This is a genomic window from Nonomuraea sp. NPDC052129 (genome assembly GCF_040680095.1).
In the GTDB taxonomy this organism is placed as follows: Bacteria; Actinomycetota; Actinomycetes; order Streptosporangiales; family Streptosporangiaceae; genus Nonomuraea.
In genome coordinates, this window is record NZ_JBFAVX010000003.1 from 157,642 (window position 1) to 184,194 (window position 26,553).

A 26,553-nucleotide genomic window follows, 5' to 3' on the forward strand; every position below is an offset into this window, starting at 1 on the left:
CGCAACCGTGATCGGGGCGCCTCGGCAGGCGCGGTTGTCGCGGACGGCGGCCGTGACCCGGCCATCTCGCCCGGCGATGGGTGGGGCGTCAGCGGATTACCAGCTCCAGGTTGCTGCTCGCACGTCGGGCGCCTACGCCCTCGAAGAGCGCCATGGCCGCCCCGTTGGATTCGTTCACCTCGGCCGATGCCGTTTCGATCCCGCGGCGGTGCAGCGAACCCAGCACATGGGCGAGCAGCGCCCGGGCGATGCCGCGGCGGCGCTGGTCGAACCGGACTGCGATCAGCCCGATCCGTGGCTGCCGGATGACCGGCGCCACCCGGAGCAGCCCCACATATCCATCCGATTGTGCGGCCACCGCGTACTTCGACGGGTCCAGCACAGTAACGCCCTCCGGGAGGGGCAATACCTCGGCCGGCATCTCCTGCCATCCGACGGTGGCTTCGACCTCGTCGCGGATCACGCGGTCCAGCTCGCGCAGAGGGCCCTCCTGGGCCTCGCCGACGCCCACGATCGTCACGTCCGACGGTGGTGGCGCTGAGCCGAGTCCCGTGACCTGCGGGTCGGTGGGTACGAGGTACTCCCACTCGCGGCGTCTGGTCGTGAAGCCGGCTCGTTCCCATTGGGACGTCAAGTCGAGGTCGGTTTCGTCGACCAGCGTGTACAGCGGCTTCGGCAGGTCCGCCAGCATGGCTTCGGCGAGTTGGTCGAAGACCGCGCCGTGCCACGCGTCGATGCTGACGAAGATCCGTCCGTCAGGTCTGCGCGAAGTGTCGCCGCGGCCGACGACTCGGTCGTCCGCCACAGCGTGCCATTGCCGCTCCGCGAGCCGCGCGACCACTACGGGATGCTCGCCCATGTCTGAAGTAAAACTGTTCATAGGTTGTTGCCTTTCGGGATTGCCTTGTCGAGGCACTCCCGGCGACACCTACGTCAATCGCCCAACCGTGATGACGAGGGGGAGCACCCACATCGATACAGCGTTCATGGGTCTCACCTCCTTGCGGCCTGTCACGGTTCCCGCACGCTATCAACCCGCACGCGATCCCGTACAACCATTTTCCGCCGACCGACTCGGCGGGCCGCCAAGGCGCTCATCAGCCGCGAGTCGCACGGCTCTCCCAAGGTCCAGGCGCCCGGCACCGTACGGCTGAACTCACGCGGCGGCGGGGCCGGGGGCGGGGCACGATGAGTGACGGCGGCAGGGCGAACACGCGACGGCGGGCCTTGATTGACCCCGTTTGTGACACGTCTGAGGCGCCGCGATGACGCCAACTGAGACTGGAAAGCCAGAAGGGGTGTGCCGTCGTGACGGCACACCCCTTCTGGGCTGGCGGAGGATGGGGGATTTGAACCCCCGAAAGGTTGCCCTTTACACGCTTTCCAAGCGTGCGCCCTCGGCCACTAGGCGAATCCTCCGCCGAGTAGCTTACCGGACTCCCGTACGTGACAAGACCATGATTTACGTCCGGCGAGACCACGATTTGGCTGCAGCGAGCACTGCTGGATGTGGCTAGACTGTCCAAGGACCCCTCGCGCGGCGTCATCCTGTGAACCTCCCCAGGGCCGGAAGGCAGCAAGGATAAGCGGGCTCTGGCGGGTGTGCGGGGGGTCTCTTCGTTGAGAGCCCCCTCGCAGGCGGGATGGTCGCATGAGCCTTGCGCTTTATCGCAGGTACCGACCCGGGACCTTCGCCGAGGTCAAGGGTCAGGAGCACGTCACAGATCCGCTCCGACAGGCGCTGCGCACGGGCCGTATCAACCACGCCTACCTCTTCAGCGGGCCGCGCGGCTGCGGCAAGACCTCCAGCGCCCGCATCCTGGCGCGTTCGCTCAACTGTGAGAAGGGCCCCACCCCCGACCCGTGCGGCGTCTGCGAGTCGTGTGTCGCGCTCGCCCCCACCGGTCCGGGTCACCTCGACGTCATCGAGATCGACGCCGCCTCCCACGGTGGCGTGGACGACGCGCGTGACCTGCGCGAGCGGGCCTTCTTCGCGCCCGTCTCCGCGCGCTACAAGATCTACATCATCGACGAGGCGCACATGGTGACCCGCGAGGGTTTCAACGCGCTGCTCAAGCTCGTCGAGGAGCCTCCGCCGCACCTGAAGTTCATTTTCGCGACCACCGAGCCGGAAAAGGTCATCGGGACCATCAAGTCGCGGACCCACCACTATCCCTTCCGACTGATGCCGCCGGCGACGCTGCGCGCGCTGCTCGAAGAGATTCTGGTCGCGGAGAACGTGCCGTTCGAGCCGACCGCCCTGCCGCTCGTCGTACGCGCGGGAGCCGGATCCGCGCGTGACTCGCTGTCCATCCTCGACCAACTGCTCGCCGGGGCCGAGGACGACGGCATCACCTACGCCAAGGCCGTCTCGCTGCTCGGCTACACCGATGGTGACCTGCTCGACGAGGTCGTCCAGGCGTTCGCCTCCCGTGATGGGGCGCAGGTCTTCCACACCGTCAGCCGGGTGATCGAGGGCGGCCACGATCCGCGCCGGTTCGCCTCCGACCTGCTCGAACGCTTCCGCGACCTGGTGATCCTGGCGAACGTCCCCGAGGCCGCCAGCAGCGGCCTGCTCGATCGTCCGGCCGACGAGCTGGAGCGCCTCGTCCAGCAGGCCGGCTCCATGGGGCCGGCCGAGCTCACGCGGGCCGCCGAGATCTTCAACGCCGGCCTCACCGAGATGCGCGGCGCGACCTCGCCGCGGCTCCTGCTTGAGTTGATGTGCGCTCGCGTCCTGCTGCCCGGCGCGTCGCAGGGTGAGGACGCCCTGCTCGCCCGCCTCGAACGCCTCGAACGGGGCGGCGCCGTCGCCCAGATGGCGGCCCGGGCCATGCCTGCCCAGGCCATGCCTGCCCAGGCCACGCCTGTCGGTGGTGCTCCTCTGCATGGTGGTGGTGCTGCGCAGGTCGGTGGGCCCGCGCCTGCGGGTGGTGCTGGGTACGCCAGCGGTGTTCCGCAGGCTGGGGACGGCGCTCATGCTGGTGGGGGCGCGCAGGCCGACAGTTCGGCGGTGGGTGGTTCCGCGGGTGGTGTGTCCGCGAGCGCGGGGTCCCAGGGGGGCAGCGCCGATGACTGGCCGGAGCCGGCTCGCCCCGGGCGGCCCGCGCAGTCACCCGCCGGATCCCAGGCTGCGTCGACGCCCGGTGCCGGGTCCCACGGGCCGACGTCGCACGCGGCCGCGCCTCAGGGCCCGTCGGCCCAAGGCCAGGCGTCCCACGGGCAAGCGCCTCATGGGCAGGCGTCCCAGGGGCAGGGGGCGTCGTCCCACCAGGGTGCGGCTCCAGTTGGTGGTGGTGCTGGGGCGGTCCAGCAGCAGTGGCCCGCCGTGTTGGCCGCGCTCAAGCGGCGCAGCATCGTCGTCTGGGCCAATGTGAGCACCAATGCCCAGGTGGTGGGCATCGAGGGCAACCTGCTCACGCTCGGCTTCGGCCAGGTCGGCGCGATGAAGAACTTCACAGGTGGCGGCAAGGATGCCGTGGTGGCCAGCGCGCTGGGCGATGTGTTCGGCGGCACCTGGCGGGTTGAGGCGGTCGTGGGCAACTCCCCGGTCCCCCAGGGCTCTGGGGGACCGCGGCCGGGGCCTCAGTCCGGTCCGCACACGGGTCCGCAGCCGGGCTCCCACACAGGACCGCACCAAGGCTCGCACGCGGGTTCGCAAGCGGATCCGTCGCAGTCGGGCGTTTCCCGGTACGACCAGCCGGGGTCTGCGACAGCCCCGCAGAGCGGTGCTCAGTCGGGGCACGGCCGCGCTCATTCGCATGGCTCGTCGGACGACGGCTCCGGTTCTCAGGAGGCGGGCCAACCACCCGGACCAGCCGACCACGCCTCCCAGAACGGTGGCCGCCCGACGACGGACGAGTCCTGGCCGGACGCACCTGACGATCCGAGTCCCGGCTCTCCACCCACCCCGGACCCCACCGACTCGACTACCGGTGTCCGGCCTCAGGGCGCGGGACAAGCCGTGAGCGTGGGCGCGGGCAATGGCTCGCCCGGGACGGGACTGGCCGCCGCGAGGTCGGCCGCGAAGGCAGCCGCCCAGGCGGGTCCCAGGGCCCCCGCCTCCAGGCAGCAGGCAAGCTCCGCCGCCTGGCCCGAGGTCGTCCCCAACCGCCGGAAGGGCCCGGAGGCCGACGAGGTCGACCCGCTGAACGACGCCGACGCGGACGTGGACGCGCGCTCTGGCATGGCCCTCCTCCAGAGCGAGCTCGGCGCCCAGGTGATCGGCGAACTCTGAGACCCCGCCTCGGGTATGCGGTGAACCGGCGGTCTCAGGCGCGTAGGCGGGCTCGGGCGGCGGCGGCGCGGTGGTCAGTCGCGGGGAGGGTGGTCGCGAGGCGTTGCAGGATCTCGAAGTCCTCCCGTCCACCGGAGGTCTGCGCGTACGCCCACAAATCATCGGGTGAGCCGCGTAGCAGCAGGCACGTACGTACCTGGACCTCGAATTCGTCCCGTTCGCGGCGGATCTCCGGCGACTCCGAGCGCGGCAGCAGGGGGCCGGTGTAGACGCGGGCCAGTGAGGCGGGGTCCGAGCTCGCCAGCAGGCCCCGGAGCTCCAGGAAGTCGGCCTCTATGGGTGAGGTCAGACGGTACGGCCGGGCGCCGATCGTGTTGCCGAGCTCGGCGCGGAGGCGGTGGATCTCGACCCGGATCGTCACCGGATTGCCGTCGTCGCCGTACAGATGGAAAGAGAGCTGTTCGGCGCTGAGGCCGCCGGGGTGCAGGGCCAGGAGGGCGAGGATCTCGGCGTGCCGGAGGGAGAGTGGCAGGCGGTGCTCGCCCACCAGGGCAGTCGGCGAGCCTTCGCCGAGGAAGCCGTGCAGGCGGAGGCGGGTGGGGACGGGCGCTGGGGCGGACGCAGGGGGTGCGGCGCGCAGGAGGTAGCCGTCGGAGAAGGTTTCGAGGAGGACGAAACGGCCGTCCCGGAGGACCATGCGCTCGCCGGGGGCGGGCAGCGGGAGCCGTTCGCCGAGCGTGCCCAGCGGGTCTCCGGAGAGTACGCGTCCTGTCGGGGAGAGCAGGATGCCCGGGTGGCCGCCCAGCGCCTCGTAGCGGCGGCGCAGGCGTTCATCGCGTTCGTGCATGCGCAGGGCGAGCTGGGTCTCGGCGAGCTTGGCCATGGCGCAGACCAGCGCGACCGTGGCCGGGTGCGGGGAGCGCGCGGTGCCGCTGATGTCGACGCAGCCGAGCACCCGGTCGGTGTCGGGGTCGATGATCGGGGCGGCGCTGCGTGACTGTACGTGCGGCACGCGCATGAGGGGTCTGTCGGTACAGGGATCGGTTCGGTGGGGTTCGTGGGCGATGCGCAGGATTTCAGGGTTGCCGTCGCGCCACAGAACCCTGCCGTCGGCGTCCGTCACCACCATCATGTGGGCAGATTCGCCGGCCATGTGGGCGAGTGACTGGGCGAGTAAGGGGAGCAGCGGCTGCAACGGGTGCACATCGCGGAGGTCGTGGGTGTTTCCGATCTCGTTCGGGGTCTCCCGGTCGACGCGCAGCCCTGTGGTGACCATCCCGTACAGTCCCTCCGACACCTCCTCCATAACCGCCGCCGCGCGCGCCCCGCGAGAGTGCGCTTCCGGATGTGTGTGACACATGGGCCACTCCAAGTAGTCAACCCCTTACGGTGAGCATCCGCTTCGCGCTTGTTGGCCGCAACCGGTTCGGGGGGATTGCAAGGGGTGATTGAACGATCGCAACGTGTGTGCAACGTTGCCGCGGCTAGCGTGCGGCAACGCGTCGGCGTGGTGCGGCCGCTCCGGCCGACGTGTTGGCCGGGTCTCGGACACTGGAGGGGGGCCGGGATCCGGCCAAGGCGAAACGCGGGGGATGCCGCAGTACATGACGACGCCCAAACACCGTAGGCTCGTGGCAGTCAAGAACGCGGAGCCACGAGGAGCGCACGACGGTGAACCCAGGGGATGTCAACCTGCAGCAGCTGCTGGAGCAGGCACAGCTCATGCAGCAGCAGCTTGTGAGCGCCCAGCAGGAGCTCAACGACGCGCAGATCGAGGGCTCGGCCGGCGGCGGGATGGTCACAGCCGTGGTCAACGGCTCGGGAGAGCTGCTCGAGCTGAAGATCAACCCGAGCGTCATAGACGCCGACGACCCGCAGGATACGGCCGACACGATCGCCGACCTGGTGATCGCCGCCGTACGCGACGCCGTTCGCGCGGCGGCCGACCTGCAGCAGGAGAAACTGGGCCCGCTGGCCCAGGGACTCGGCGGCGGCGGTCTCGGACAGTTGCCAGGGTTCTAGGCCATGTACGAAGGGGTCGTCCAGAACCTGATCGACGAGCTCGGCATGCTGCCCGGCGTCGGTCCCAAGAGCGCGCAGCGGATCGCGTTCCACCTGCTGGCGGCCGACCCGGCCGACGTGAAGCGGCTGGCCCACGCCCTGCTGGAGGTCAAGGAGAAGGTCAGGTTCTGCCGGGTCTGCGGCAACGTGGCCGCCGAGGAGGAGTGCCGCATCTGCCGCGACCAGCGGCGCGACACTCATGTGATCTGCGTGGTCGAGGAGTCCAAGGACGTCGTCGCGATCGAGAAGACGCGCGAGTTCCGCGGGACCTATCACGTGCTCGGCGGCGCGATCAGCCCGATCGACGGCGTCGGCCCTGACGATCTGCGCATCCGGGAGCTCATGACGCGCCTGGCCGATGGCCGGGTCACGGAGCTCATCCTCGCCACGGACCCCAATCTCGAGGGGGAGGCGACGGCTACCTACCTTGCCCGTCTGGTCAAGCCGATGGGTCTGAAAGTGACACGACTGGCCAGCGGTCTGCCTGTGGGCGGTGACCTCGAGTACGCCGACGAGGTGACCTTGGGCCGCGCGTTCGAAGGACGGAGGCTGCTGGATGTCTGACCAGTGGAGCGCGCTGGCGGAGGAGATCGCCACTCACGCGCAGAACTATGTGGACGGCCTGACCAGGGTCGCCGGCGGCGAGGGCGGCGACGGCATCTGGTCGCTGCTGCTGGTCGAAGTGGCGCAGGTAAGTCTCGCGGGCGCCAAACTCGGCGCCAACGAGGATGTGATCCTCTCGGGCAACTACGAGCCGCCGCTGAGTGAGGATCCCGACATCGACGGCGTACGCACCGCGATGTCGGAGTTGCTGGAGGCGGTCGACGACTATGCCGAGGTGTTCGACCCGTACAAGGACACGGTTGTCACCCCATACCGGCTCTCCGACGACCTGACGGCGGTCGCCGCCGACCTCATCCACGGGCTGCGGCATTTTCAGGCCGGTCGGCCGCACGAGGCGCTGTGGTGGTGGCAATACTCCTATTTCAATACGTGGGGCAACCACGCGGGCGCGGCCATGAGGGCACTTCAGGCACTCGCCGCCCATTCGCGGCTTGACGTGGCGGAGGAAGCCACGACGGTGTGATCATCCACATAGTGGTATGAACCATCAGGTCCATGAGAAGCCCCCAGTAGACTGGCAGCTCACAGTCCGAACCGGGAGACTCTCGTGGCGCTCGTTGTGCAAAAGTACGGTGGTTCGTCCGTCGCCGACGCGTCCTGCATCAAGCGGGTCGCGCAGCGGATCGTTGCGACGAAAAAAGCCGGCAACGACGTGGTCGTGATCGTCTCCGCGATGGGTGACACGACGGACGAGCTGCTCGACCTGGCCGAGCAGGTGTCGCCGCTGCCTCCGGGCCGCGAGCTCGACATGCTGCTGACCTCCGGCGAGCGCATCTCGATGGCCCTGCTGGCGATGGCGATCGCCAACCTGGGGCACGAGGCCCGTTCGTTCACCGGCTCGCAGGCGGGTGTGATCACCGACTCCACGCACGGCAAGGCGCGCATCATCGACGTGACGCCGAGCCGCATCCGCGAGGCGCTCGACCGGGGCCACATCGCGATCGTGGCCGGGTTCCAGGGCGTCTCGCAGGACACCAAGGACATCACCACGCTGGGCCGCGGCGGCTCCGACACGACCGCCGTGGCGCTGGCCGCCGCGCTGAGCGCGGATGTCTGCGAGATCTACACCGACGTCGACGGCATCTTCACCGCCGACCCCCGCATCGTGGGCGCGGCACAGCAGATCCCCAAGATCTCCTATGACGAGATGATGGAGATGGCTGCCTGCGGTGCGAAGATCCTGCACCTGCGCTGCGTCGAGTACGCTCGGCGCTTCCATGTGCCGATCCACGTACGCAGTTCGTTCAGCACCAAAGAAGGCACCTGGGTCGTTTCTGATCCTTATAGCGAAGGAACCGAGATGGAGCAGCCGATCATCTCCGGCGTCGCGCACGACCGGAGCGAGGCCAAGATCACCGTTGTCGGGGTTCCCGACAAGGTCGGCGAGGCTGCCGCGATCTTCAAAACTCTGGCGGACGCCGGGATCAACATTGACATGATCGTGCAGAACGTCTCGGCCGCGGCCACGGGCCGCACCGACATCTCCTTCACGCTGCCCACGACCGACAGCTCGACGGCGCTGACGGCGCTGAAGAAGATCCAGGGTGACATCGCCTACGAGTCGCTGCTCTTCGACGACCAGATCGGGAAAGTGTCGCTGATCGGGGCGGGCATGCGCTCGCATCCGGGCGTCACGGCGACGTTCTTCGCGGCTCTCGCCGACGCGGGGGTCAACATCGAGATGATCTCCACCTCGGAGATCCGCATCTCGGTGATCGTCGGGCAGGACGGTGTGGACACGGCCGTGGCGGCCGCGCACCGGGCCTTCGATCTCGACGCGGACCAGGTCTCAGCTGTGGTGTACGGAGGTTCAGGACGATGAGCAGGCCCAATCTGGCGTTGATCGGCGCGACCGGGGCCGTGGGCACCGTCATGCGCGACCTCGTCTCCACCCGCGCCGACATCTGGGGCGAGGTACGCCTCGTCGCCTCAGCGCGTTCGGCCGGCAAGCTGCTCCGGGTGCGCGGCGAGGACGTCGTCGTGCAGGCCCTGGCGCCCGAGGTGTTCGACGGCATCGACATCGCCATCTTCGACGTGCCCGACGAGGTGTCGGCCGTGTGGGTGCCGATCGCGGCCGAGCGTGGCGCCATCGCGATCGACAAGTCCGGCACGTTCCGCATGGAGCCCGACGTCCCGCTGGTCGTGCCGGAGGTCAACCCGCTCGACGCCCGGCTGCGGCCGCGCAACATCATCTCGACCCCCAACTGCACCACACTGTCGATGATGGCGGCCATGGGCGCGCTGCACGCCGAATACGTGCTCAAGGAGCTCGTCGTCGCCTCCTACCAGGCGGTTTCCGGCGCGGGCGTGGCCGGTTCCGCGCGGCTGTACGACGAGGTCGAGGCGCTGGCCGGTGACCGGTCGATCGGCCAGGCGGCGGGCGACGTACGCAAGGTGCTGGGCAACAAGCTGCCCGAGGAGTCGCCGTTCCCGGCGCCGATCGCGTTCAACGTGGTGCCGTGGGCGGGCTCGTACAAGGAGGGTGGCTGGGCCTCCGAGGAGCTCAAGCTGCGCAACGAGTCGCGCAAGATCCTCGGCATCCCCGACCTGAAGGTCTCCGCGACCTGCGTCCGGGTGCCGGTGATCACCACGCATTCGCTGGCGGTGCACGCGCGGTTCGAGCGTGACATCACGGTGGCGGACGCGCACCGGGTGCTTGAGGCGGCGCCGACGGTGGTGCTGATGGACGACCCGGCCAACGGGGTCTACCCGACGCCGATCGACGTCGTGGGCACCGACCCGACCTATGTCGGGCGGATCCGGCAGGCGGTGGACTTCCCCAACACGCTGGATCTGTTCGTGTGCGGTGACAACCTGCGCAAGGGTGCGGCGCTCAACGCCGCTGAGATCGCCGAGCTGGTGGCGAGCGAGCTGTAGTCGGCCCTCCAGATGTCTGAGTAGGCGGCGCGTCGTGCGGGTTCGCACGGCGCGCCGCCGTCTGGGTCGTCGGCCCTGTCGTCTGGGCGACGTATCACGAAGCCGTGTCACCAGGCCCTGTCACCGGAACAGGATGTCCCAGTGGTCCACCTCGTCGGCGAAGACCGTGCCCGAGGGTGATCGGTAGAGGGCGGCCCCGTCGCCCCGGGTGCCGGACTTCTCATGATTTTTGGTGACGTATCGGTCGATACATGGGTTATGGGTGATGTCCAGCTTGTAGCCATTGCCGTGGCTGTACGGGCCCGGGGCGTGGCCTGCTTCGGTGCCGCCGGTGACCATGACGGGGCAGCCGCTCTGGCGCTTGATGCCGATCACCCGCGAGATGGTCGAGGTGCGGACATCCTCCAGAGACGTGCAGTGGTACACCTGCTTGTTCGTGCAGTGGCCCGACGAATGCGTACGCAGGCCCTCATCACGCAGCCAGTCGGCGGCCAGCGCGTGGGACATGTGTACGGTCGCGTACCTGGGCTTGACGCGGGCCAGGTCCACGTCGGCCTTCTGGGACTTGCCGGCCTTCTGGAGTTTGGCGGCGTTCCGTGTGGTGGCGTCGCCCGGCTTCCGCGGGGTGGCGGCGCCGGGTTTTCGCATGGTGTCGGCCTCGAGCTTCCGCATGGTCACGGCGGCCGGGTGAGACACGGACGACAGGGGGCGCGCCGCGGTAGTGGACACCCCGGCCGGTGAGACTGGCGCGTCGGGTCGCAGAGCGACTGGTACGGCGTCCTGTGACATCGTCGGCGGGTTGGCCACGTCCCGGTCGCGTACGGCCCTCTCCGGGCCGTTTACGGGCGTCTCTGGCCCGCTCGCTTCCCGCTCCGGGTCCCGCACGAGCACATCCTGGCCCCGCACGAGCACATCCCGGTCCCGCACAAGCGCATCCCTGCCCCGTACGACCGCGTCCGGGCGACGTATGACCGCCGCCACCGTCTCCAGGCCGCCGGTCGCCGTTCCCGGGTCCCGCAGGAGCGCGGCCGGGCCGCTCTCGTTCGCGAGCGGGCCGAAGGTGATCGGTTCTGGGACCGACGACTCCGGCGCGCCCGCGAACGTGTCAGGGTCGCGCCCGATCGACTTCTGGCCGTGGGCGGAGGGGCCCCCGCGGTTCAGGGCGGACTCCCGGCCGAAGTCGGCCGGATCCACCGAAGGGTGCCAGCGGCGCGCCTCGATCGTCCCCCCGATGTGGTAGGACCGAGTGATCGGTGATGGTGTCTGCCGCGGCGCCCTGCCGGGTGCTTGGGAAGCGGCGGAAGCGGCCGACGCCAGCGCGATTATGGAGATCTCAATGTTGAGGAATACGACCGCTACCAGCCGTACTGTTCCACGTATCCACATGTCGATGCCTTTTCGCGGAATAGCCCTTCCGCCAGAAACATCAATCCCATCCTTCGCAGGAGCTAACCCCTATCTCACCGGGATTTTTGCCCTGTGGTGGCGATCACCGTGATCCTTCCTGACCTAACGCACGACTACCACGTAAAGTGACGAACGTGTCCGAAGCCCGAAACCGAGGACCGGAGAGCACCCGGGAAGTCATTGTCGAGACGGCTTTGCGGCTGTTCCGGGAACGCGGCTTCGATGCGACGACGATGCGGGCCATCGCGGCCGAGGCCGGTGTATCCGTCGGTAACGCCTACTACTACTTCGAAAGCAAGGAGGCGTTGATCCAGGCGTACTACGACCGCGCCCAGGCCGAGCACGAGGCGGCCTGCCGTGAGCTGCTGGCCACGGAGTCGTCGTTCGCCGCCCGGCTGAGCGGGGTGCTGCGCGAGTGGGTACGGGTCTCGGAGCCCTATCACGAGTTCGCGGTGAAGTTCTTCAAGCATGCCGCCGAGCCCACGAACCCGCTGAGTCCATTCAGCGCCCAGTCCTCGCCGGCCCGTGAGGCGTCGATCGACATCTACCGGCAGGTGGTCGAGGGAGCGCGCGACCGCATGAACTCCGAGCTGCGCGAAGAGCTGCCGGAGCTGCTGTGGCTGCTGTCGATGGGCATGGTGCTGTTCTGGGTGCACGACACCTCGCCCGGCTGCGACCGTACGCATCGCCTGATCGACGTGACGGTCCCGCTGGTGGACCGGCTCGTCGGCCTGTCGCACCTGCCGGGGCTGCGGGGGATCACGAAGGACTTCATCGCGGCGGTCCACGAGCTGCGCGCCTGACCTAGCGAGACGGCTGAGCCGGAGCGGGTCAGTGTGCTCAGGGCGGCGACTACATACCGGTCGGTTGGTATGGTCGGCCTACCTGACATTGACGCCTGATCCCCCCGCGAGGGGCAAGCTGGAGGCCGCGATGACTCAGAACTGGGGCATGACGATCCCGTTCACCGACCGTTCACTGGCGGACTCGCAGGAGCTGATCGCGGAGCTGCCCGCCCTCGGCTACACCGACGCGTGGTCGGCCGAGGTCAACGGCGTCGACGGGTTCGTGCCGCTGGCCATGGCCGCGCAGTGGGCGCCGGGGGTTCGGCTCGGCAGCGCGATCGTGCCGGTGTTCACGCGCGGCCCGGCGCTGCTCGCGATGCAGGCCGCCACGCTGGCCGACCTGGCGCCCGGCCGGTTCCTGCTCGGCATCGGCTCCTCCTCCCCGGCGATCGTGGAGCGCTGGAACGCGGTCGAGTTCGCCAAGCCGTACGCGCGGACCCGCGACACCCTGCGCTTCCTCAAGGAGGCGCTGACGGGGGAGAAGGTGTCGCAGCGGTACGAGACGTTCGAGATCAAGGGATTCAAGCTGGACCGGGCGCCGAAGATCCCGCCGAAGGTCGTGCTGGCGGCGTTGCGGCCCCGGATGCTGCGCCTGGCAGCCGAGGAGGCGGACGGCGCGATCACCAACTGGCTCTCGCCCGAGGATGTACGGAAGGTGCGCGCCGAGATCGGTGACACCGAGCTCATCGCCCGCCTGTTCGTCTGCGTGAGCGAGGACACCGACAAGGTACGCGCGCTGGCCCGCTGGATGCTGGCCGCCTACCTCACCGTGCCGGCCTACGCCGCCTTCCACGACTGGCTCGGCCGGGGCGAGGTGCTGCGGCCCATGCACGAGGCGTGGGCGGCCGGCGACCGGCAGGCCGCGCTCAAGGCGATACCGGACGAGGTGGTCGACTCGCTGGTCGTGCACGGCGACGCCGCGACCTGCCGGGCCAGGATCCAGGAGTACGTCGACAACGGCCTCGACACCCCCGTCCTCGCGCCCATCGCGGGTGGCGAAGTGACCATCACGCAGGCCGTCCGCGACCTGGCCCCCACGGCCTGACCGGGAGGAAGCGATGGCCGACGTACTGAGATGTGACGCGACCGAGCAGGCCGGGGGATGCGATGGCCGACGTACTGAGATGTGACGCGACCGAGCAGGCCGGGAGGATACGATGGACGACGTACTGAGGTCTGACGCCACCGAGCAGGCCAGGGCCGTCCGCGACGGGCGGGTGTCGCCGCGCGAGCTGGTCGAGGCGGCGATCACCGCGATCGAGGCGCACGACGGCGAGCTGAACGCGGTGATCCACCGCCGGTTCGAGCGGGCGCTGGCCGAGCTCGACGCCATCCCCGCCGACGCCCCCTTCCGCGGTGTGCCGATCCTGCTGAAGGACCTGGGCTGGCCGCAGGCGGGTGAGCCGTACGGCGCGGGTTCGCGGACGCTCGACGGCGTCGTGGTCAAGGAGGACGGATACGGTACGGCCCGGCTGCGGGCCGCGGGGTTCGTCGTGCTGGGCCGTACCAACACTCCCGAGTTCGGCAGCACGATCACCACCGAGCCCGTGGCGTACGGACCCACGCGCAACCCCTACGACCCGGCCTACTCCGCGGGCGGGTCGAGCGGCGGCTCGGCGGCCGCGGTCGCGGCCGGGATGGTGGCGCTGGCCACGGCCAGTGACGGCGGCGGCTCGATCCGCATCCCGGCGGCCCTGTGCGGGCTGGTGGGGCTCAAACCGACCCGTGGGCGCTCCAGCGCGGGCCCGTCGGCCGGCGAGGGGTGGAGCGGCTTCTCGTGCCCGGGATTCGTCAGCAGGAGCGTGCGCGACACCGCCGCGGCGCTCGACCTCGTGTCCGGCTACGTACAGGGCGACCCCTACGACGCCCCGCGCCTGCCGCGGCCGCTCGCCGAGGAGGTCGGCGCGGACCCGGGACGGCTGCGCGTCGGCTTCGTCGCCACGCACCCGAGAGACGACGTGCCGGCGGTCGCCGAGCTGACCGAGGCGGTCGATGTGACCGCCGCCCTGCTGGCGGCGCTCGGCCACGACGTGGCCCCCGGCTGCCCCGAGGCGCTCGGTGACCCGGACTTCCCCGCCCATTTCGGTGCCATCGTGGCGAACAACCTGGCCGCGGAGATCGAGAACGTCGGCGTCTGGCGCGGCAAGCCGGTCGAGCTGGAGGAGCTGGAGCCGCGCAACGCCGCCATGGTCGGCGCCGGGCGTGGGCACAGCGCCGCCGCCCACATCCTGGCCACCCAGTGGATCGACGGGTTCCGCAGGCGGATGGCCGGGTGGTGGGCGTCGGGGTACGACCTGCTGCTGATGCCGTCTCTCGGCGTGGCGCCGTTCCCGCTCGGGTGGATCCCGCCGGACGACCTGAGCACCGCGTTCGGCAGGACCGCGCACGCCGTGTCATACACCGCGCCGGTCAACGCGACGGGCCAGCCGTCGATCTCGCTGCCACTGCACCGGAACGCGGCGGGCCTGCCCGTGGGCGTCCAGCTGGTGGCCGCGGCCGGGCGGGAGGACCTGCTGGTCAGGATCGCGGCACAGATCGAGGCCGCCCGGCCGTTCGAGCACGCCGCACTGCGCTGACCATCAGAGGGCCGAGCCTCGGGAACTCGGTTCCGGCCGCGACGCGTTATGTCGTGAGAGGCCCGGGTATGAGGAGCGACATGATGGCGAAGGCAGGACGGGCTGCGGCGGCCTGGCGTACATACCGCGAAGTGAGCAAGCCCGGCACGCCGGGCTTGATGGCCAGGTTACGAGCGATCCCGCGCATGATCGGCGCCGTGATGCGCGGTGAGTACGACGGCATGGGCAAGAGCAAGCTGGCGCTGATGGGGTTCGGCGTGATCTACATGATCTCGCCGATCGACCTGGTGCCGGACTTCCTCGTGCTCATCGGTGTCGTGGACGACTTCGGGGTCTTCCTCTGGCTGATCGCCTCGCTGCTCGGCGAGAGCGGACGCTACGTGGACTGGGAGCGCGCGGCCATCCAGGGAAGTGTCCAGGGCAAGCTCGACGACGGGCTTGGCCCAAAGCGACCGCGCCGCCGCTAGAACTCCTCCATCCGGAGCCAGGCTCGTGACGGCAGCGGGTGGCCGAACAACCGGGCGGCGTTGCCGTAGGCGACCCTGGCGATGTCGGCGGGCGGAAGCGTGCCGAGGTTCTGGGCCACCGCCTGCTGGGTGTCGGGCCAGGTCGAGTCGGAGTGCGGGTAGCCGCTCTCCTGAAGCACGTGGTCGAGGCCGACCGCCAGGCGCACCCCCGACAGGGAGTGGTCGTCGAGGGTGCCGAAGTAGAAGTTGCGGCGCAGCACCTCGCTGGGCTTGAGACCGCCGTCCCACTGCGCCTCGCCCGCCACGGGGTGATCCAGCGCGTAGTCGGCCCGCGCGGCCAGCATCGGCAGCCAGCCCACGCCGCCCTCCACGATGAGGATGCGCAGGTTGGGGTAGCGCAGCGGGAGTCCCGACCAGAGCCAGTCGGCGCAGGCGAACATCGCGCTGGTCGGCATCAGCGTGGTGATCGCCTCGATGGGCGTGTCGGGCGAGGGCACCGGCGACCAGCTGGAGCCACCGGTGTGCAGGCAGACGACGGTGCCGGTCTCCTCGCAGGCGGCGAAGAACGGGTCCCAATGGCCGCTGTGGATCGACGGCAGCCGCAGCCGGGTCGGGAACTCGGGGAAGACCACGGCCTTGAAGCCGCGCGCCGCGTTGGCCCTGATCTCCTTGGCGGCCAGGTCGGGGTCGGGCAGCCAGGGCAGCTGCAGGCCGATGATGCGCTCGGGGTAGGTGCCCGCCCAGACGTCGATGTGCCAGTCGTTCCACGCCTTGACCAGGGCGAGGCCGAGCTCCTGGTCGCGGGTCCTGGCGAACGGCATGCCCGACTGGCCGGCCAGCATGCCGGGGAAGCAGAGCGCCGCCCAGATGCCGGCCAGGTCCATGTCCTCGATGCGGGCCTCGATGTCGTGGCAGCCGGGGCGCATGTGCTCGAACCTGACCGGGTCGAGCGTCCACTGCTCGCGGGGCAGACCGGCGCCCACGTCGAGCCCGGCACACGGGTATGTGGCGCCGCCGTAGCGCCAAACTTGGTGACCGCCCTCCGTCTCCACGACCTTTGGCGCGACCTCGGCGTATTTCTCCGCGAGCCGGCCTTCGAAAAGGTCTGGCGGCTCGATCAGGTGATCGTCGGCGGAGATGATCACATAGTCGCGCCGCCTCGGATCCGGATCGGGGAGCAGCGGCGTAGTCACGCAGGTAACCGTACGACGGCCGCATAACGTCGAACAAGCTGCGACGTCTCCGTTGGGTATCCACTATGCCCGAGGACCCGGGATCGCTGGGAGGGGGATGTGGCGACCCCGGGCCATGAGGTCCGCTTTGTGAGGTTGCTGCTCTGCGAACCCCGGTGCCGCCTACCCACCGGAGATCGGTTCAGTCTGGGACAGAAGACTATTCTGCAGCTCTTCGATGGTCCCCGCGTCGACCTGCAGGACGTCCGTACAGTACTTCGCGACCGAGCCATGCCGGGCGGTCAGATCGGCGAGGAACAACCGCATCGCCTCGGCCGGGGCCGCCCCGAAACCGGGCCATCGGGTGGCGTTCGGGTGCCGGCGCTGCCAGCTCGCGATGAAGCGCTCGGTGGCCAGGCCCGTTAACGCGTAATCGTCGATGATGTCCTCGTCCGCCACGCCGACGAGGCTCAGGATGAGCGCGGTGAGCAGCCCGGTGCGGTCCTTGCCCGCCGCACAGTGCACGACCACGGGCGCGCTACCGGACTGGGAGATCGTCTCGATGGCCGACCGGAGATTGTCGATCCCGTCCTCGGTCACCTCGAGGTAGCGGTCGGCGAGATATCTCCCGACGCCCAGCCGGTCGTCGTAGGTGTTGATGTCCCAGCGGCGGCCCTCGATGGGCAGGTTGCGGTAGTCGAGCCCGTCGGAGTCGGGCACCCGGCCGGTCCGCTCCACCTCGAAGGGATGGCGCAGGTCGATGACGGTCCGCACCTTGAGGGCCTGGAACGTGATGAGATCGTCTCCCGCCAGCCAGCCGAGTGAGTCGGCACGATAGAGCCGTTGCCACCGGACGGCTTGCCCGTCCTTTGCGGCATATCCACCTACGTCACGAAAGTTGTAGATACTTGCGAACTCTATGTGGCGGATCACCCTATCCAGCTTAATTGCTGGACGCCCCGACTTCCTGGGCCGGCGCGTTCTCCGCGGCCTTCCTGTCGGCCACCTCGCGCCGGATGAGCAGGATCCAGCCGCCGATGGCCACACCGATGAAGAGCCACCACTGCACCCCGTAGGCGAGGTTGAGGCCGCCCCCGGCGCCCACGTCGGGCGCGGGCACCGGCGCGGGCGCGGTCGCCGCCGCCGGCTGCTGCTTGGTCAGCTCCACGTAACCGCCCATGAGCTGGTACGGCAGCGCCTTGCCGATCTTCCCGGTGTCGATGAGCAGCACCTGACCGGGCGGCAGACCGGCGCGCTCCTTGACCCCGGCCGTCTCCTCGGTCTCGCTGAGACGTAGCCTTCCGGTGACAGTTACCTGACCCGTCGGTGGCGGCGGCACCTCAGGAGGGGCGTCGGCGCTCGCCCCGGCCTTCACCCATCCGCGGTTGACGAGCACGGCCTGACCCGGACCGGTGACCAGCGGGGTCAGCACGTAGAAGCCCAGCTGCCCCTCCTGTGGCCGCCTGCGCACCACCAGCGCGTGGGTGGTGTCGTAGCTCCCCGACGCCGTGACCGTCCTGAACCGGTCGGCCTCCCGCGCCCCCTTGCCCACCAGGCTCTCTACGGGCACGGGACCGGCCGCCAGGTTCGCGGTGACCTGCGTGCTGTTGGCCGACCGCTCCTCGAAGCGCCCGAACTGCCACCGGCCCAGGAACACGAAGGCCGGGATCACCAGCAGCACCACGATGTGGAGCGAGATCCAGCGGGGCGTGAGAAGGAACCGGTACACCCCTCAAGGGTAGGCACCGGGGCCGGTGCTCCTTCACCTGGCTCGGCCTGCCGGAGCGTGACCTAATCGCAATCTGGTCGAAACGCTTACCGAACGGCGCTTCATCGCGTACGGTCGGGATTCGTCCGATCAGCTCCCCCTCCAGAGAGCGCCTCCAAAGCCATATGACCGTGCTTGCCGCGCCGTCCGAGGCGCCCGCGTTCGAGCTGCCCCGGTTCGGCCGTCTGGTGCGCCACGCCGTGCCCCGTGTGTTCGAGGGCATGATCCTGCCCGTCGCCGTCTTCTACGTCGGGATGATCCTTTCCGGGATCACCGGCGGGATCGTGGTGGCCGTGGCCTGGGTGTACGGGGGTGTGGTCTGGCGGCTGGCCAGGCGCAGGGCGGTGCCGGGGGCGGTGCTGCTGGCCGCGGGCACGGTCACCGTCAGGGCGGTGCTGGCGCTGCTGTCCGGCAGTGCGGTGATCTTCTTCCTGCAGCCGACCCTGGGCGTCTTCTGCGCGAGCGCCGGGTTCCTGGCGACCGCCCGGCTGCGCCGGCCGCTGGCGCAGCGGGTGGCGGAGGACCTGGTGCCGCTGCCGGAGCACGTGATCGAGCGGCCGGTGATGCGGCGCTTCTTCGCCAGGCAGTCGCTGGTGTGGGGATGCGCGCAGTTCGGCAACGCCTCGCTCAGCCTCTGGCTGCTGCTCAGCCAGACGATCCAGACGTACCTCATCGTGCGCACCGCGGCCGTCGCGGTGCTGCTGTCGGGGGCGGCGCTGCTGACGCTGATCGACTTCCGCTGGTGCCTGCGCGCCCTCCAGCGCGACACCGCCGCTGGGATTTAGGCGGACTTCAGCTCGGCGCCTGAGCCGGGGAGTGCCGTCACCTCGCGGGGGCCCGCGACCTCGTGGCCCTCGGCGCAGCGGAAGTGCTGCTCGATGGGCGCCCCGCAGTCGCGGTGGGTCAGCAGCACGGGTGGCCCCTCGTCGCCGGCCAGGTATTTGTCGCCCCAGTGCATGAGCGCCACGAGCAGGGGATAGAGGTCGCGCCCTTTGTCGGTCAGGCGGTATTCGTCACGCTGGCGCTGGCCGGGCTCGCGATAAGGCTCCTTGCACAGCAAGCCCTCGTCGACCAGCCGCGCCAGTCGCGCGCTGAGCACCTGCCGGGGCGCCCCAGTGATCGCCTGCATGTCGGCGAACCGCCGGACGCCGCGGAACGCCTCGCGCAGCACCAGGAAGGTCCACTTCTCCCCAACGATGTCCAAGGTGCGCTCGATGGAGCAATTGTTCACCTGGAATGCCACGTTCATGCGCCATATCATACCTGAGTTCAATTGACAGACCCAGGGAAAGCAAGGGAAGCTGGGTTCATGCTCGGAACTCAGATCCGGCCCGCCCGGCCCGACGACGCCGAACGGCTCCGGCGCTTCCTCGCCCGGCTGTCCCTGCACACGCAGACCCTGCGCTTCTTCACCGGCATCGGCACTCCGCCCGCCGGTATGGTGCGCGTGCTCATGGCATTGGACGATCACAGGGACGCCCTGGTCGCCACCCTGGACGGCGAGATCATCGGCCACGCCATGAGCTGCCGGGGCGGCGCGGCCGACGTCGAGATCGCCGTCGTGGTCGCCGACGAGTGGCAGGGCAAAGGGCTCGGGCCGTACTTGATCGACGTGCTGCTGTTCAGGGCCGCGGTGCGGGGCGCGAAGACGGTCGGCATGGACGTACTGGGGGAGAACAGGCGGGTGCTCCGGATGATCCGCAGGCTCTGGCCGGACGCTCAGATGAAGGTGACTTCCGGATCGGTCGAGGTGACCGCTAAGATCCAACGGGCGGAGGTATTTGCGGAATAAGGTTCTGTTGCTCCACCATTGACAGCGTGAAGAGTGCCAAGAACGGACGCGACGGACGCACCCGCATCATCGACGGTGCCCTGCGCCGATTCAGCCAGGACGGGGTGTCGGCCACCACGCTGGCCAGCCTCCGTGAGGAGAGCGGCGTAAGCGTCGGCAGCTTCTACCACCACTTCGCCAGCAAGGAACACGTCTTCGGCGTCCTCTACGCGGAGATCCTCACCGCCTATCAGGCGGCCTTCCTCGCCGAGCTGGTCAGCCACGAGGAGGCCCGCGACGGCATCGAGGCCGTCGTAGCGCTGCACATGCGGTGGGCCGGCGAGCACCCGGAGCGCGCGAGACTCCTGGTCAGCGAGCGCCCGCCGCGCAAGAACGAGCCGGGCGGCGCCGAGGTGGCGGAGGCCAGGCGCGCCTTCTTCCGCCAGGTGTCCGACTGGTGGCGGCCGCACATGAAGAACGGCCGGCTCCAGGTGGTACACCCGACCATGTGCTACGTGCTGTGGCTCGGACCGGCGCAGGAGATGTGCCGCCTGTGGTTCGCCGGCGCCCACACGCCGACGGAGGAGGAGATCAAAGGGCTCGGTGAAGCCGCCTGGCAGAGCCTGCGGCAGCGCTAGAGAGCGGCCTGATCCGCGATGGCACCCGCCAGCAGGCCGTGTCGAGCGAGATGTCCAGCCGCAGATCGCCGCGCTGCCTGCGCAACCCCGGCACGCGCACCCGCGCGTGCACGTCGAACCGGCCCCGGCAGGGGTAGCCGAACCCCAGCTCTCCCGGCAGCACCCGCAGGTCGTCGCGGTTGCCGCAGCTGGGGCAGGTCCATGAGACCAGGTCCAGCCCGCGGTTGTAGTCGGAGCAGGCGCGGAAGTAGTCGTCGGGCCAGAAACGGGACTCGCAGGCAAGGCAAGGGATCTGCATTGATCCGCTCCTCTTCTAACACCGAGCGTGGGTCTTCATAGAGATATCGTGGCCCACTTGCAAAACGCTTGGACGTTTCGGTAACAGTATGATTACTGTGGGTATCGGATCATGCGCGGGATTCTGCGGTGAAAGGATGGTCTCGTGGAACGACTGCGCGAGCACCTCCTCGAGACCGGCTACTCGATCGACGGCGTCCGCGATCGGCTGGGCGCCATGGCGGCCACGGCCCTGTCCCGCGAGGAGCTGATCCCGGCTCTGCGCGCCACGACCGGCGACGACCCGCTGGCCGCGCTGATCCGGCTCTGGTGGCTTGGCGCCGCCGTTCCGGCCGCGCGGTTCCCGGGCGAGGTTCTCGACGAGGCCCTCGCGTCGGGCCTGGTCGCCGCCGAGGGCGAGCACGTACGCGCCACCGTGCACCTCCAGCCCTGGGAGACCGGCGGCTACGTCGTCTCCGATCGCAAGGTACGGCCCGGTGACCCGGCGCTGCGCCCCGACCACGTCGTGGGCGCGGGCGGCGCCTCGGCCAACCTGGCCCAGCTCGTCACCCGCCGCCCGGTCCACCGGGCCCTCGACCTCGGTACGGGCTGCGGCGTACAGGTGCTGCACCTGGCGGACCGCGTCGACGAGATCGTGGCCACCGACCTCAACCCCCGCGCGCTGGAGCTGGCCCGGATGAGCTGGCGGCTGTCCGGGATCGACTGGGTGGACGCCCGCGCCGGTTCCCTGTTCGAGCCGGTCGAGGGGGAGCTGTTCGACCTCGTCGTCTCCAACCCGCCGTTCGTCATCTCGCCCGGCGGCGAGCTGACATATCGCGAAACGGGCGCCGACGGCGACGCGTTCTGCCGCGATCTCGTACGACAAACCCCCCGCTTCCTCAATCCCGGCGGCCAGGCCCACTTCCTGGCCAATTGGCTGCACGTGGCGGACGAGGACTGGCGCGACCGGGTCGGCGGCTGGCTCGGCGAGACCGGCTGCGACGCCTGGGTGGTCCAGCGGGACGTGCAGGACCCGGCCGAATACGTCGAGCTGTGGCTGCGGGACGCCGCCGTACAGGGCACCCCCGGCTACACCGAGCACTACGACCGCTGGCTGGCCTGGTTCGACGAGCACAAGGTGCGGGGCATCGGCTTCGGCTGGATCACCATGCGCAACGCGGGCACGCTCGACCCGGTGGTCCGCGTGGAGCAGCTCACCCACCCGGTCACGCTGCCCGTCGGCGACTACGTCGACGGCGTGCTCGACTCGATCGCGACCGCCCACCGGGTGCAGTTCCTCGACTCGGCCCACCTGCGGACCGTGGCGGGCCTGCTGGACGAGCGCATTGGCCTGCCGGGCGCGGAAGACCCCATGCGCATCGTGCTGCGCCAGACGGACGGCCTGCGCCGCAGCAGGGAGGTCGGCACCGTCGAGGCGGCCCTGGCGGGCGTCTGCGACGGCGACCTAGCCCTCGGCCCGCTGCTCAACGTCATCGCCGAGCTGGTCGGCGACGGGGAGATCCTGCACCCCGACGCCATCCGGCCGCTCATCGCCGAGGGTTATTTCCTGCTTTGATCGGCCGTTGATCGGATGTTGACCCCCCGGGTGGAGGCTTCTCACCAAGACACGAGCCCGGGGGGTTCGAGGCTCGTGTCGGGTCCGGCCGGCCGTCGATGTGAGGCGGCTAGCCGTTACGCGGAGCATCCGGATAACCGGGCCCCCTAGCGACGCGTGACGGTCAGATGGCCGGCCGGGCTAGCAATCCGCGCCACAGGCACGCATCACGGGGGATCCGTGACTCCCAAAGGGACAGCCTTGATCAACCATGTGTGGATGACACGTCTGGACGACGAGCTGTACTCAGGGCTCGACGGGACCGGCGACTGTACCGACGACGGGACCGGCGACCGTATCGACGACAGGACTGACGACCGGCTCGACGTCGGAGCCGGCGACGGGCCTGATGATCAAGGCCTTGTCGAGGCGGAACTTGAGGTCGTCCGCCTCGGGAGCGCCGAGCAGCGAGAAGATCTCGAAGGCCTGCCGTAGGCAGTCGTGACTCCTCGTGGCACTGCCCAGACCTTCGAGCGCCTCGCCGAGCACCATCAGCGAGAGCGCCTCGCCATAGGGATGGCCGATCTCTCTCGACACCACCAGCGCCTCCTCCGCGTGCCGTACGGCATCGGGGTAGCGCTTGGCGGCGATGAACGTCTCGGCGAGCCGGGAGCAGACCCGCTGCTCCCACACGCGCTGCTTGCTGGCCCGGAAGAAGGCCAGGCACTCGGCGTGGTGGTGGACGGCCTCGGTGATGCGGCCGACCCGCGACAGGACGATGCCCAGGTGGTAGCGGGCGCGGGCGGTGCCGGCGCCGCTGCCGATCTCGGTGAAGATGGCCAGGCCCTTCTCCGCCGCGGCGATCGCGTCCTCGGGGCGGCCCAGGCCGAGATGGTCGCGGGCCGAGTAGCTGAGCACGAGGGCCTCGCCGGCCGGTACGCCGTTCTCGCGATACCAGCGCATGGCCGACTCGAACCAGGTCAGCGCCTCGGCGTGGCGGCGCTGCCGGCCCACGACGACGGCCAGCGCGTTCATCACCTCGCCGGTGACGACCTTCTCCGCGCGTTCGACCGAGAGCTCGTGCACGATCCTGAACTGCTCCTCGGCCTGCGTGAGCTTGTTGCTCGCGAACAGCACCCGGCCGAGCACGTAGCGGGCCCGCAACTCGCTGCCGGCGTCGCCGATGCGCTTGGCGGTGGCCAGCACGGCCCGCGTGCCCTGGTCGAACTCGCGGGTGTGGGTGCCCGACTCCAGCAACGGCTCCATGGCCACCAGCAGGTCACCGGCGGGCAGCAGCGGCTCGGGGGCGCGGGCGGTGGCGGCGGCCTGGTTGATCGCGGCGAACAGCGAGTCGCCCTCGGCGACCAGCCAGGCGACGGCCTCGTTGACGCTGTTGAAGGAGAGCCCGCTGCCGTCCACCTGGAGGTTGTCGGCGATCATGCTGCCCTCGTAGGCCAGCCGGTGCGCCGACTGGGCGGAGGCCAGGTAGAACCCGAGCAGCCGCCGCAGCGCCATGGTGCGGGCCTGCGGCCGTTCGGACTTCTCCAGCGTCCGGCGGGCGAACAGCTTGAGCAGGTCGTGGAAGCGGTAACGGCCCGGCGCGGGCGCCTCCAGCAGGCTGGCGTCGACCAGCGACTCCAGCAGGTCCTCGCTGGCGAACGCGCTCATCGACAGTACGGCGGCCGCCGCTCCGACCGAGAAGTCGGGCCCGTTGGGCAGCGACAGCAGCCGGAACGCGCGGGCCTGGGCGGTGTCCAGCTGCCCGTAGCCGAGCGCGAACGTCGCCTCGACCGCCAGGTTGCCCACCCGCATCTCGTCCAGGCGGCGCTGCTCGTCGGTCAGCCTGGGCACCAGCGAGGCGACCGTCCACGAGGGACGCGCGGCCAGCCGGGCCGCCACGATCCGTACGGCCAGCGGCAGGAACCCGCAGGCGGCGACCACGTCCATGGCGGCGCCGTGCTCGGCCGCCACCCGCTCGGGCCCGGCCACCGAGGCGAACAGCGTCAGGGCCTCGTCCGGGTCCATCACGTCCAGGTCGAACAGCCGGGCCGAGGGCAGATCGGCCAGCTTGTGGCGGCTGGTGACGATGGCCGCGCAGCCCGACGAACCGGGCAACAGCGGGACGACCTGCTCGGCGTTGTGGGCGTTGTCGAGCAGCACGAGGATGCGCCGTTCGGCGAGCAGCGACCGATAGAGCGCGGACCGCTCGGCCAGCCGCTCCGGGATGACGTCGGACGGCACGCCCAGCGCGCGCAGGAACGCGCCCAGCGCCGACTCGGGCCCGGTCGCCTCGTCGGTGTAGCCGCGCAGGTCGGCGTACAGCTGACCGTCGGGGAACAGGTCGTCGGCCGCGTGTGCCACGTGCACGGCCAGGGCGGTCTTGCCCACCCCGCCGATCCCGCAGATCGCGGCCACCGGCACGCCCTCGGCCGGCTTCGACGACAGCAGTGTGCGCAGCCGTCCGGCGATGTCCGTGCGCCCGGTGAAGTCGCTCACGGCGGCGGGCAGCTGGGCGGGGCGGGGCAGGTCGAGCGCCGGCGCCCGTTCCTCCGGCGCCTCCTCCTCGGCCACCTCGGTGACGGCCAGCGTGGGGTCGGCGCTCAGGATGCGCTGGTGCAGCGCGGTCAGCTCGCGGCCGGGCTCGATGCCCAGCTCCTCGATCAGCGCGTCGCGCGTCTCGGTGAAGACGGCCAGCGCGTCACCCTGCCGGCCGCACCGGTAGTAGGCCAGCATCAGCTGGGCGCGCAGCCGCTCACGCAGCGGATGCTCGGCCGTCAGCGCGATCAGCTCGGAGACGACCGCGGCGTGCTCGCCCAGCTCCAGGTCCAGGTCCATGAGCGTCTCGACCACACTGATCCGGCGCTCGACCAGCCGGTCACGCTGATGCTCGGTGTACGGCCCGACGGCCCCGGCCAGCGGCTCGCCCTCGAACAGCGACAGCGCGGCCCGCAGACCATCGGCGGCCTCCCGCGGCTTGCCGGCCCGGCGCGCGGCCTCGGCCTCATGGATGCCACGCTCGAACCGGGTCAGGTCCAGCGAATCGTCGGGCAGCCGCAGCGCGTACCCCCGGCCGACGGAGGTCAGCAGCTCGGGCCGCGAACGGGCGGCCCTGCCGGGCTCCAGGACCGTGCGCAACCTGGAGACGTACGTGCGCAGCGCACCGAGGGCTCGCGGCGGCGCGTCCTCGCCCCACACCGCGTCGATCATCTCGGTCGGGGTAACCGCACGGCCTTCCCGCAGGAGCAGCATGGCGAGAATGGAGCGCTGCAGCGGGGTGCCCAGGTCGAGTTCCTGGCCATCGCGCCACGCGCGGACGGGGCCGAGCACGGCGAACCTCAGCCCGCCTTCGCCGCTCTGACCAGTCATGTCGCCTGTCTCCAACGCAATGGAAAGATTTGTTACCAAATGATAGGTCCATCCTTGCGCAACAGATAGGCATCCGCCCATTCGTTAACCGAAGCGTTGATCGGCCTTTAATCGGGTGTTGAGCCACGCGGCGGATGCTGAAGGTCAACAGCGGCATGGCCCCGATAACGCGGGGGCGGCCATGACACTGGCATATATGGGGCAATCAAGACACAGGCCCCGCCGTATGGCGGGGCCTTCACGGATGCTTCGTTATGCTGCCTCGGCCGCGAGGACAAGCCTCTGGGCCAGGCGTTCTCGAATCCCGGGCCATTCCGAGTTCAGGATCGAGTAGTAGGCCGTATCTCGGACAGTGTCATCCGCGCCCCTGCATTCCGCCCGGCGTATCCCGTCGAAATGCGCGCCCAAGGCGGCTATCGCGGCCAGGGACCTGTTGTTGCGTACGTCTGACTTGAGCGTGATGCGGTGGACGTTCCACGTCTCGAAGGCGTGCGAGAGCATCAGGTACTTGCTCTCCCGGTTCGCACCCGTGCCCTGGGCGGAGGCGCCCAGCCAGGTGTAACCGATGTCGGCCACGGACGGGACCTCGCCCACCGCGCCCCGCGTACCCGGCGGCCAGGGCATGGGGCCCTGCCAGTACTCCAGGTGCATGAGACGGGTGGCACCGACCACACGGTCGGTGTTCAGCCACCGGACGGCGAAGGGCAGCGTGCGGCCCTCCGCCTGCTCAGCCAGTGCGGCCTCCACATAGGAGACCATCTCGTCCCGGCCGGCCGGGACACGGGTGAAGGCATACGTGGAGCGGTCTTCACTCGCCGCGGCGACGAGGTCGTCGATCACCGCGAGGCTGAGAGGTTCCAGGCGCACGAGGCGCCCGGACAAGGTGACAAGAGCGGGCATGAGCACATGATGG

The 26,553-nt window shown here is 69.8% G+C and carries 24 protein-coding genes, 1 tRNA gene and 1 other RNA gene; 15 read left to right on the forward strand and 11 right to left on the reverse strand.

Going from position 1 to position 26,553, the window contains the following annotated elements; all coding sequences use genetic code 11:
* Window positions 1-88: 88 nt before the first annotated feature.
* Together AB0L53_RS08620 and AB0L53_RS08625 are read right to left on the reverse strand one after the other, a co-directional pair.
* The gene (locus AB0L53_RS08620; RefSeq protein WP_363992179.1) at window positions 89-859 is read right to left on the reverse strand and encodes a GNAT family N-acetyltransferase; all 771 of its coding nucleotides are present in this window, start codon (window positions 857-859) and stop codon (window positions 89-91) included.
* Window positions 860-1,331: 472 nt separating this feature from the next.
* Window positions 1,332-1,419: transfer RNA gene (locus AB0L53_RS08625), tRNA-Ser, on the reverse strand.
* Between the two features lie 105 nt (window positions 1,420-1,524).
* On the opposite strand from AB0L53_RS08625, the gene ffs reads away from it, so the two are divergent.
* Window positions 1,525-1,620: signal recognition particle sRNA small type (gene ffs, locus AB0L53_RS08630), an RNA gene on the forward strand.
* 31 nt (window positions 1,621-1,651) lie between these two features.
* Window positions 1,652-4,237 carry a DNA polymerase III subunit gamma and tau gene (locus tag AB0L53_RS08635; RefSeq protein WP_363992181.1) on the forward strand — a complete coding sequence of 862 codons (2,586 nt, stop codon included), beginning with the start codon at window positions 1,652-1,654 and terminating at the stop codon, window positions 4,235-4,237.
* Window positions 4,238-4,271: 34 nt separating this feature from the next.
* Here the strand turns inward: AB0L53_RS08635 and AB0L53_RS08640 are convergent, their stop codons facing one another.
* Window positions 4,272-5,534, reverse strand: coding sequence for a helix-turn-helix domain-containing protein (locus tag AB0L53_RS08640; protein WP_363992182.1), 1,263 nt, complete (start codon window positions 5,532-5,534; stop codon window positions 4,272-4,274).
* Between the two features lie 374 nt (window positions 5,535-5,908).
* Between AB0L53_RS08640 and AB0L53_RS08645 the strand changes: the two genes are divergently transcribed.
* The 5 genes from AB0L53_RS08645 (at window position 5,909) to AB0L53_RS08665 (ending at window position 9,799) form a co-directional block, all read left to right on the forward strand.
* Window positions 5,909-6,259: a YbaB/EbfC family nucleoid-associated protein gene (locus AB0L53_RS08645; protein ID WP_225302239.1), complete on the forward strand. Its 351-nt coding sequence runs from the start codon at window positions 5,909-5,911 to the stop codon at window positions 6,257-6,259.
* Window positions 6,260-6,262: 3 nt separating this feature from the next.
* Window positions 6,263-6,862, forward strand: a complete 600-nt coding sequence (gene recR / locus AB0L53_RS08650) for a recombination mediator RecR (RefSeq protein WP_225302238.1) — start codon at window positions 6,263-6,265, stop codon at window positions 6,860-6,862.
* Window positions 6,855-7,385: a DUF5063 domain-containing protein gene (locus AB0L53_RS08655; RefSeq protein ID WP_363992184.1), complete on the forward strand. Its 531-nt coding sequence runs from the start codon at window positions 6,855-6,857 to the stop codon at window positions 7,383-7,385. Before recR ends, AB0L53_RS08655 begins: the two co-directional genes overlap by 8 nt.
* An 84-nt stretch (window positions 7,386-7,469) precedes the next feature.
* Window positions 7,470-8,744, forward strand: coding sequence for an aspartate kinase (locus tag AB0L53_RS08660; protein WP_357937866.1), 1,275 nt, complete (start codon window positions 7,470-7,472; stop codon window positions 8,742-8,744).
* The gene (locus tag AB0L53_RS08665; protein WP_363992186.1) at window positions 8,741-9,799 is read left to right on the forward strand and encodes an aspartate-semialdehyde dehydrogenase; all 1,059 of its coding nucleotides are present in this window, start codon (window positions 8,741-8,743) and stop codon (window positions 9,797-9,799) included. Before AB0L53_RS08660 ends, AB0L53_RS08665 begins: the two co-directional genes overlap by 4 nt.
* Window positions 9,800-9,919: 120 nt before the next feature.
* Here the strand turns inward: AB0L53_RS08665 and AB0L53_RS08670 are convergent, their stop codons facing one another.
* Window positions 9,920-10,993 carry a hypothetical protein gene (locus AB0L53_RS08670; RefSeq protein ID WP_363992188.1) on the reverse strand — a complete coding sequence of 358 codons (1,074 nt, stop codon included), beginning with the start codon at window positions 10,991-10,993 and terminating at the stop codon, window positions 9,920-9,922.
* 347 nt (window positions 10,994-11,340) lie between these two features.
* On the opposite strand from AB0L53_RS08670, the gene AB0L53_RS08675 reads away from it, so the two are divergent.
* From AB0L53_RS08675 to AB0L53_RS08690, 4 genes are all read left to right on the forward strand, one after another.
* Window positions 11,341-12,009: a TetR family transcriptional regulator gene (locus tag AB0L53_RS08675; RefSeq protein ID WP_357937857.1), complete on the forward strand. Its 669-nt coding sequence runs from the start codon at window positions 11,341-11,343 to the stop codon at window positions 12,007-12,009.
* 130 nt (window positions 12,010-12,139) lie between these two features.
* Entirely contained in the window at window positions 12,140-13,096 is a 957-nt protein-coding gene (locus AB0L53_RS08680) for an LLM class F420-dependent oxidoreductase (RefSeq protein WP_363992190.1), read from the forward strand.
* 112 nt (window positions 13,097-13,208) lie between these two features.
* Window positions 13,209-14,627 (forward strand): amidase, encoded by a 1,419-nt coding sequence (locus AB0L53_RS08685; RefSeq protein WP_363992192.1) that lies wholly within the window; start codon window positions 13,209-13,211, stop codon window positions 14,625-14,627.
* An 80-nt stretch (window positions 14,628-14,707) separates the two neighbouring features.
* The gene (locus AB0L53_RS08690; protein ID WP_363992194.1) at window positions 14,708-15,094 is read left to right on the forward strand and encodes a YkvA family protein; all 387 of its coding nucleotides are present in this window, start codon (window positions 14,708-14,710) and stop codon (window positions 15,092-15,094) included.
* Here AB0L53_RS08690 and AB0L53_RS08695 read toward each other — a convergent pair.
* From AB0L53_RS08695 to AB0L53_RS08705, 3 genes are all read right to left on the reverse strand, one after another.
* A complete protein-coding gene (locus tag AB0L53_RS08695; protein WP_357937844.1) occupies window positions 15,091-16,287 on the reverse strand; it encodes an amidohydrolase family protein in 1,197 nt (398 codons plus the stop codon). The two genes, AB0L53_RS08690 and AB0L53_RS08695, sit on opposite strands and share 4 nt — an antisense overlap.
* Before the next feature lie 162 nt (window positions 16,288-16,449).
* Window positions 16,450-17,199, reverse strand: coding sequence for a tyrosine-protein phosphatase (locus tag AB0L53_RS08700; protein WP_363992196.1), 750 nt, complete (start codon window positions 17,197-17,199; stop codon window positions 16,450-16,452).
* Window positions 17,200-17,209: 10 nt separating this feature from the next.
* A complete protein-coding gene (locus AB0L53_RS08705) occupies window positions 17,210-17,995 on the reverse strand; it encodes an SURF1 family protein (protein WP_363992198.1) in 786 nt (261 codons plus the stop codon).
* Between the two features lie 164 nt (window positions 17,996-18,159).
* On the opposite strand from AB0L53_RS08705, the gene AB0L53_RS08710 reads away from it, so the two are divergent.
* Complete coding sequence (locus AB0L53_RS08710) at window positions 18,160-18,819, forward strand: VC0807 family protein (protein WP_357937835.1); 660 nt, start codon at window positions 18,160-18,162, stop codon at window positions 18,817-18,819.
* On the opposite strand, the gene AB0L53_RS08715 is transcribed toward AB0L53_RS08710, so the two are convergent.
* Window positions 18,816-19,283, reverse strand: coding sequence for a helix-turn-helix domain-containing protein (locus AB0L53_RS08715; protein WP_363992200.1), 468 nt, complete (start codon window positions 19,281-19,283; stop codon window positions 18,816-18,818). The genes AB0L53_RS08710 and AB0L53_RS08715 overlap by 4 nt on opposite strands.
* A gap of 60 nt (window positions 19,284-19,343) precedes the next feature.
* Between AB0L53_RS08715 and AB0L53_RS08720 the strand changes: the two genes are divergently transcribed.
* Both AB0L53_RS08720 and AB0L53_RS08725 read left to right on the forward strand, forming a co-directional pair.
* On the forward strand, window positions 19,344-19,826 hold the full coding sequence (locus tag AB0L53_RS08720; RefSeq protein ID WP_363992202.1) for a GNAT family N-acetyltransferase: 483 nt from the start codon (window positions 19,344-19,346) through the stop codon (window positions 19,824-19,826).
* Between the two features lie 26 nt (window positions 19,827-19,852).
* Window positions 19,853-20,443, forward strand: a complete 591-nt coding sequence (locus tag AB0L53_RS08725) for a TetR/AcrR family transcriptional regulator (protein ID WP_225302223.1) — start codon at window positions 19,853-19,855, stop codon at window positions 20,441-20,443.
* Here AB0L53_RS08725 and AB0L53_RS08730 read toward each other — a convergent pair.
* Window positions 20,397-20,741 carry a hypothetical protein gene (locus AB0L53_RS08730; protein WP_363992204.1) on the reverse strand — a complete coding sequence of 115 codons (345 nt, stop codon included), beginning with the start codon at window positions 20,739-20,741 and terminating at the stop codon, window positions 20,397-20,399. The genes AB0L53_RS08725 and AB0L53_RS08730 overlap by 47 nt on opposite strands.
* 144 nt (window positions 20,742-20,885) lie before the next feature.
* Here AB0L53_RS08730 and AB0L53_RS08735 point away from each other — a divergent pair, with 144 nt between their 5' ends.
* A complete protein-coding gene (locus tag AB0L53_RS08735; RefSeq protein ID WP_363992206.1) occupies window positions 20,886-22,295 on the forward strand; it encodes a class I SAM-dependent methyltransferase in 1,410 nt (469 codons plus the stop codon).
* A gap of 285 nt (window positions 22,296-22,580) precedes the next feature.
* Here the strand turns inward: AB0L53_RS08735 and AB0L53_RS08740 are convergent, their stop codons facing one another.
* Window positions 22,581-25,640: a BTAD domain-containing putative transcriptional regulator gene (locus tag AB0L53_RS08740; RefSeq protein ID WP_363992208.1), complete on the reverse strand. Its 3,060-nt coding sequence runs from the start codon at window positions 25,638-25,640 to the stop codon at window positions 22,581-22,583.
* 252 nt (window positions 25,641-25,892) lie between these two features.
* Complete coding sequence (locus tag AB0L53_RS08745; RefSeq protein WP_225302219.1) at window positions 25,893-26,540, reverse strand: GNAT family protein; 648 nt, start codon at window positions 26,538-26,540, stop codon at window positions 25,893-25,895.
* Window positions 26,541-26,553: the final 13 nt, after the last annotated feature.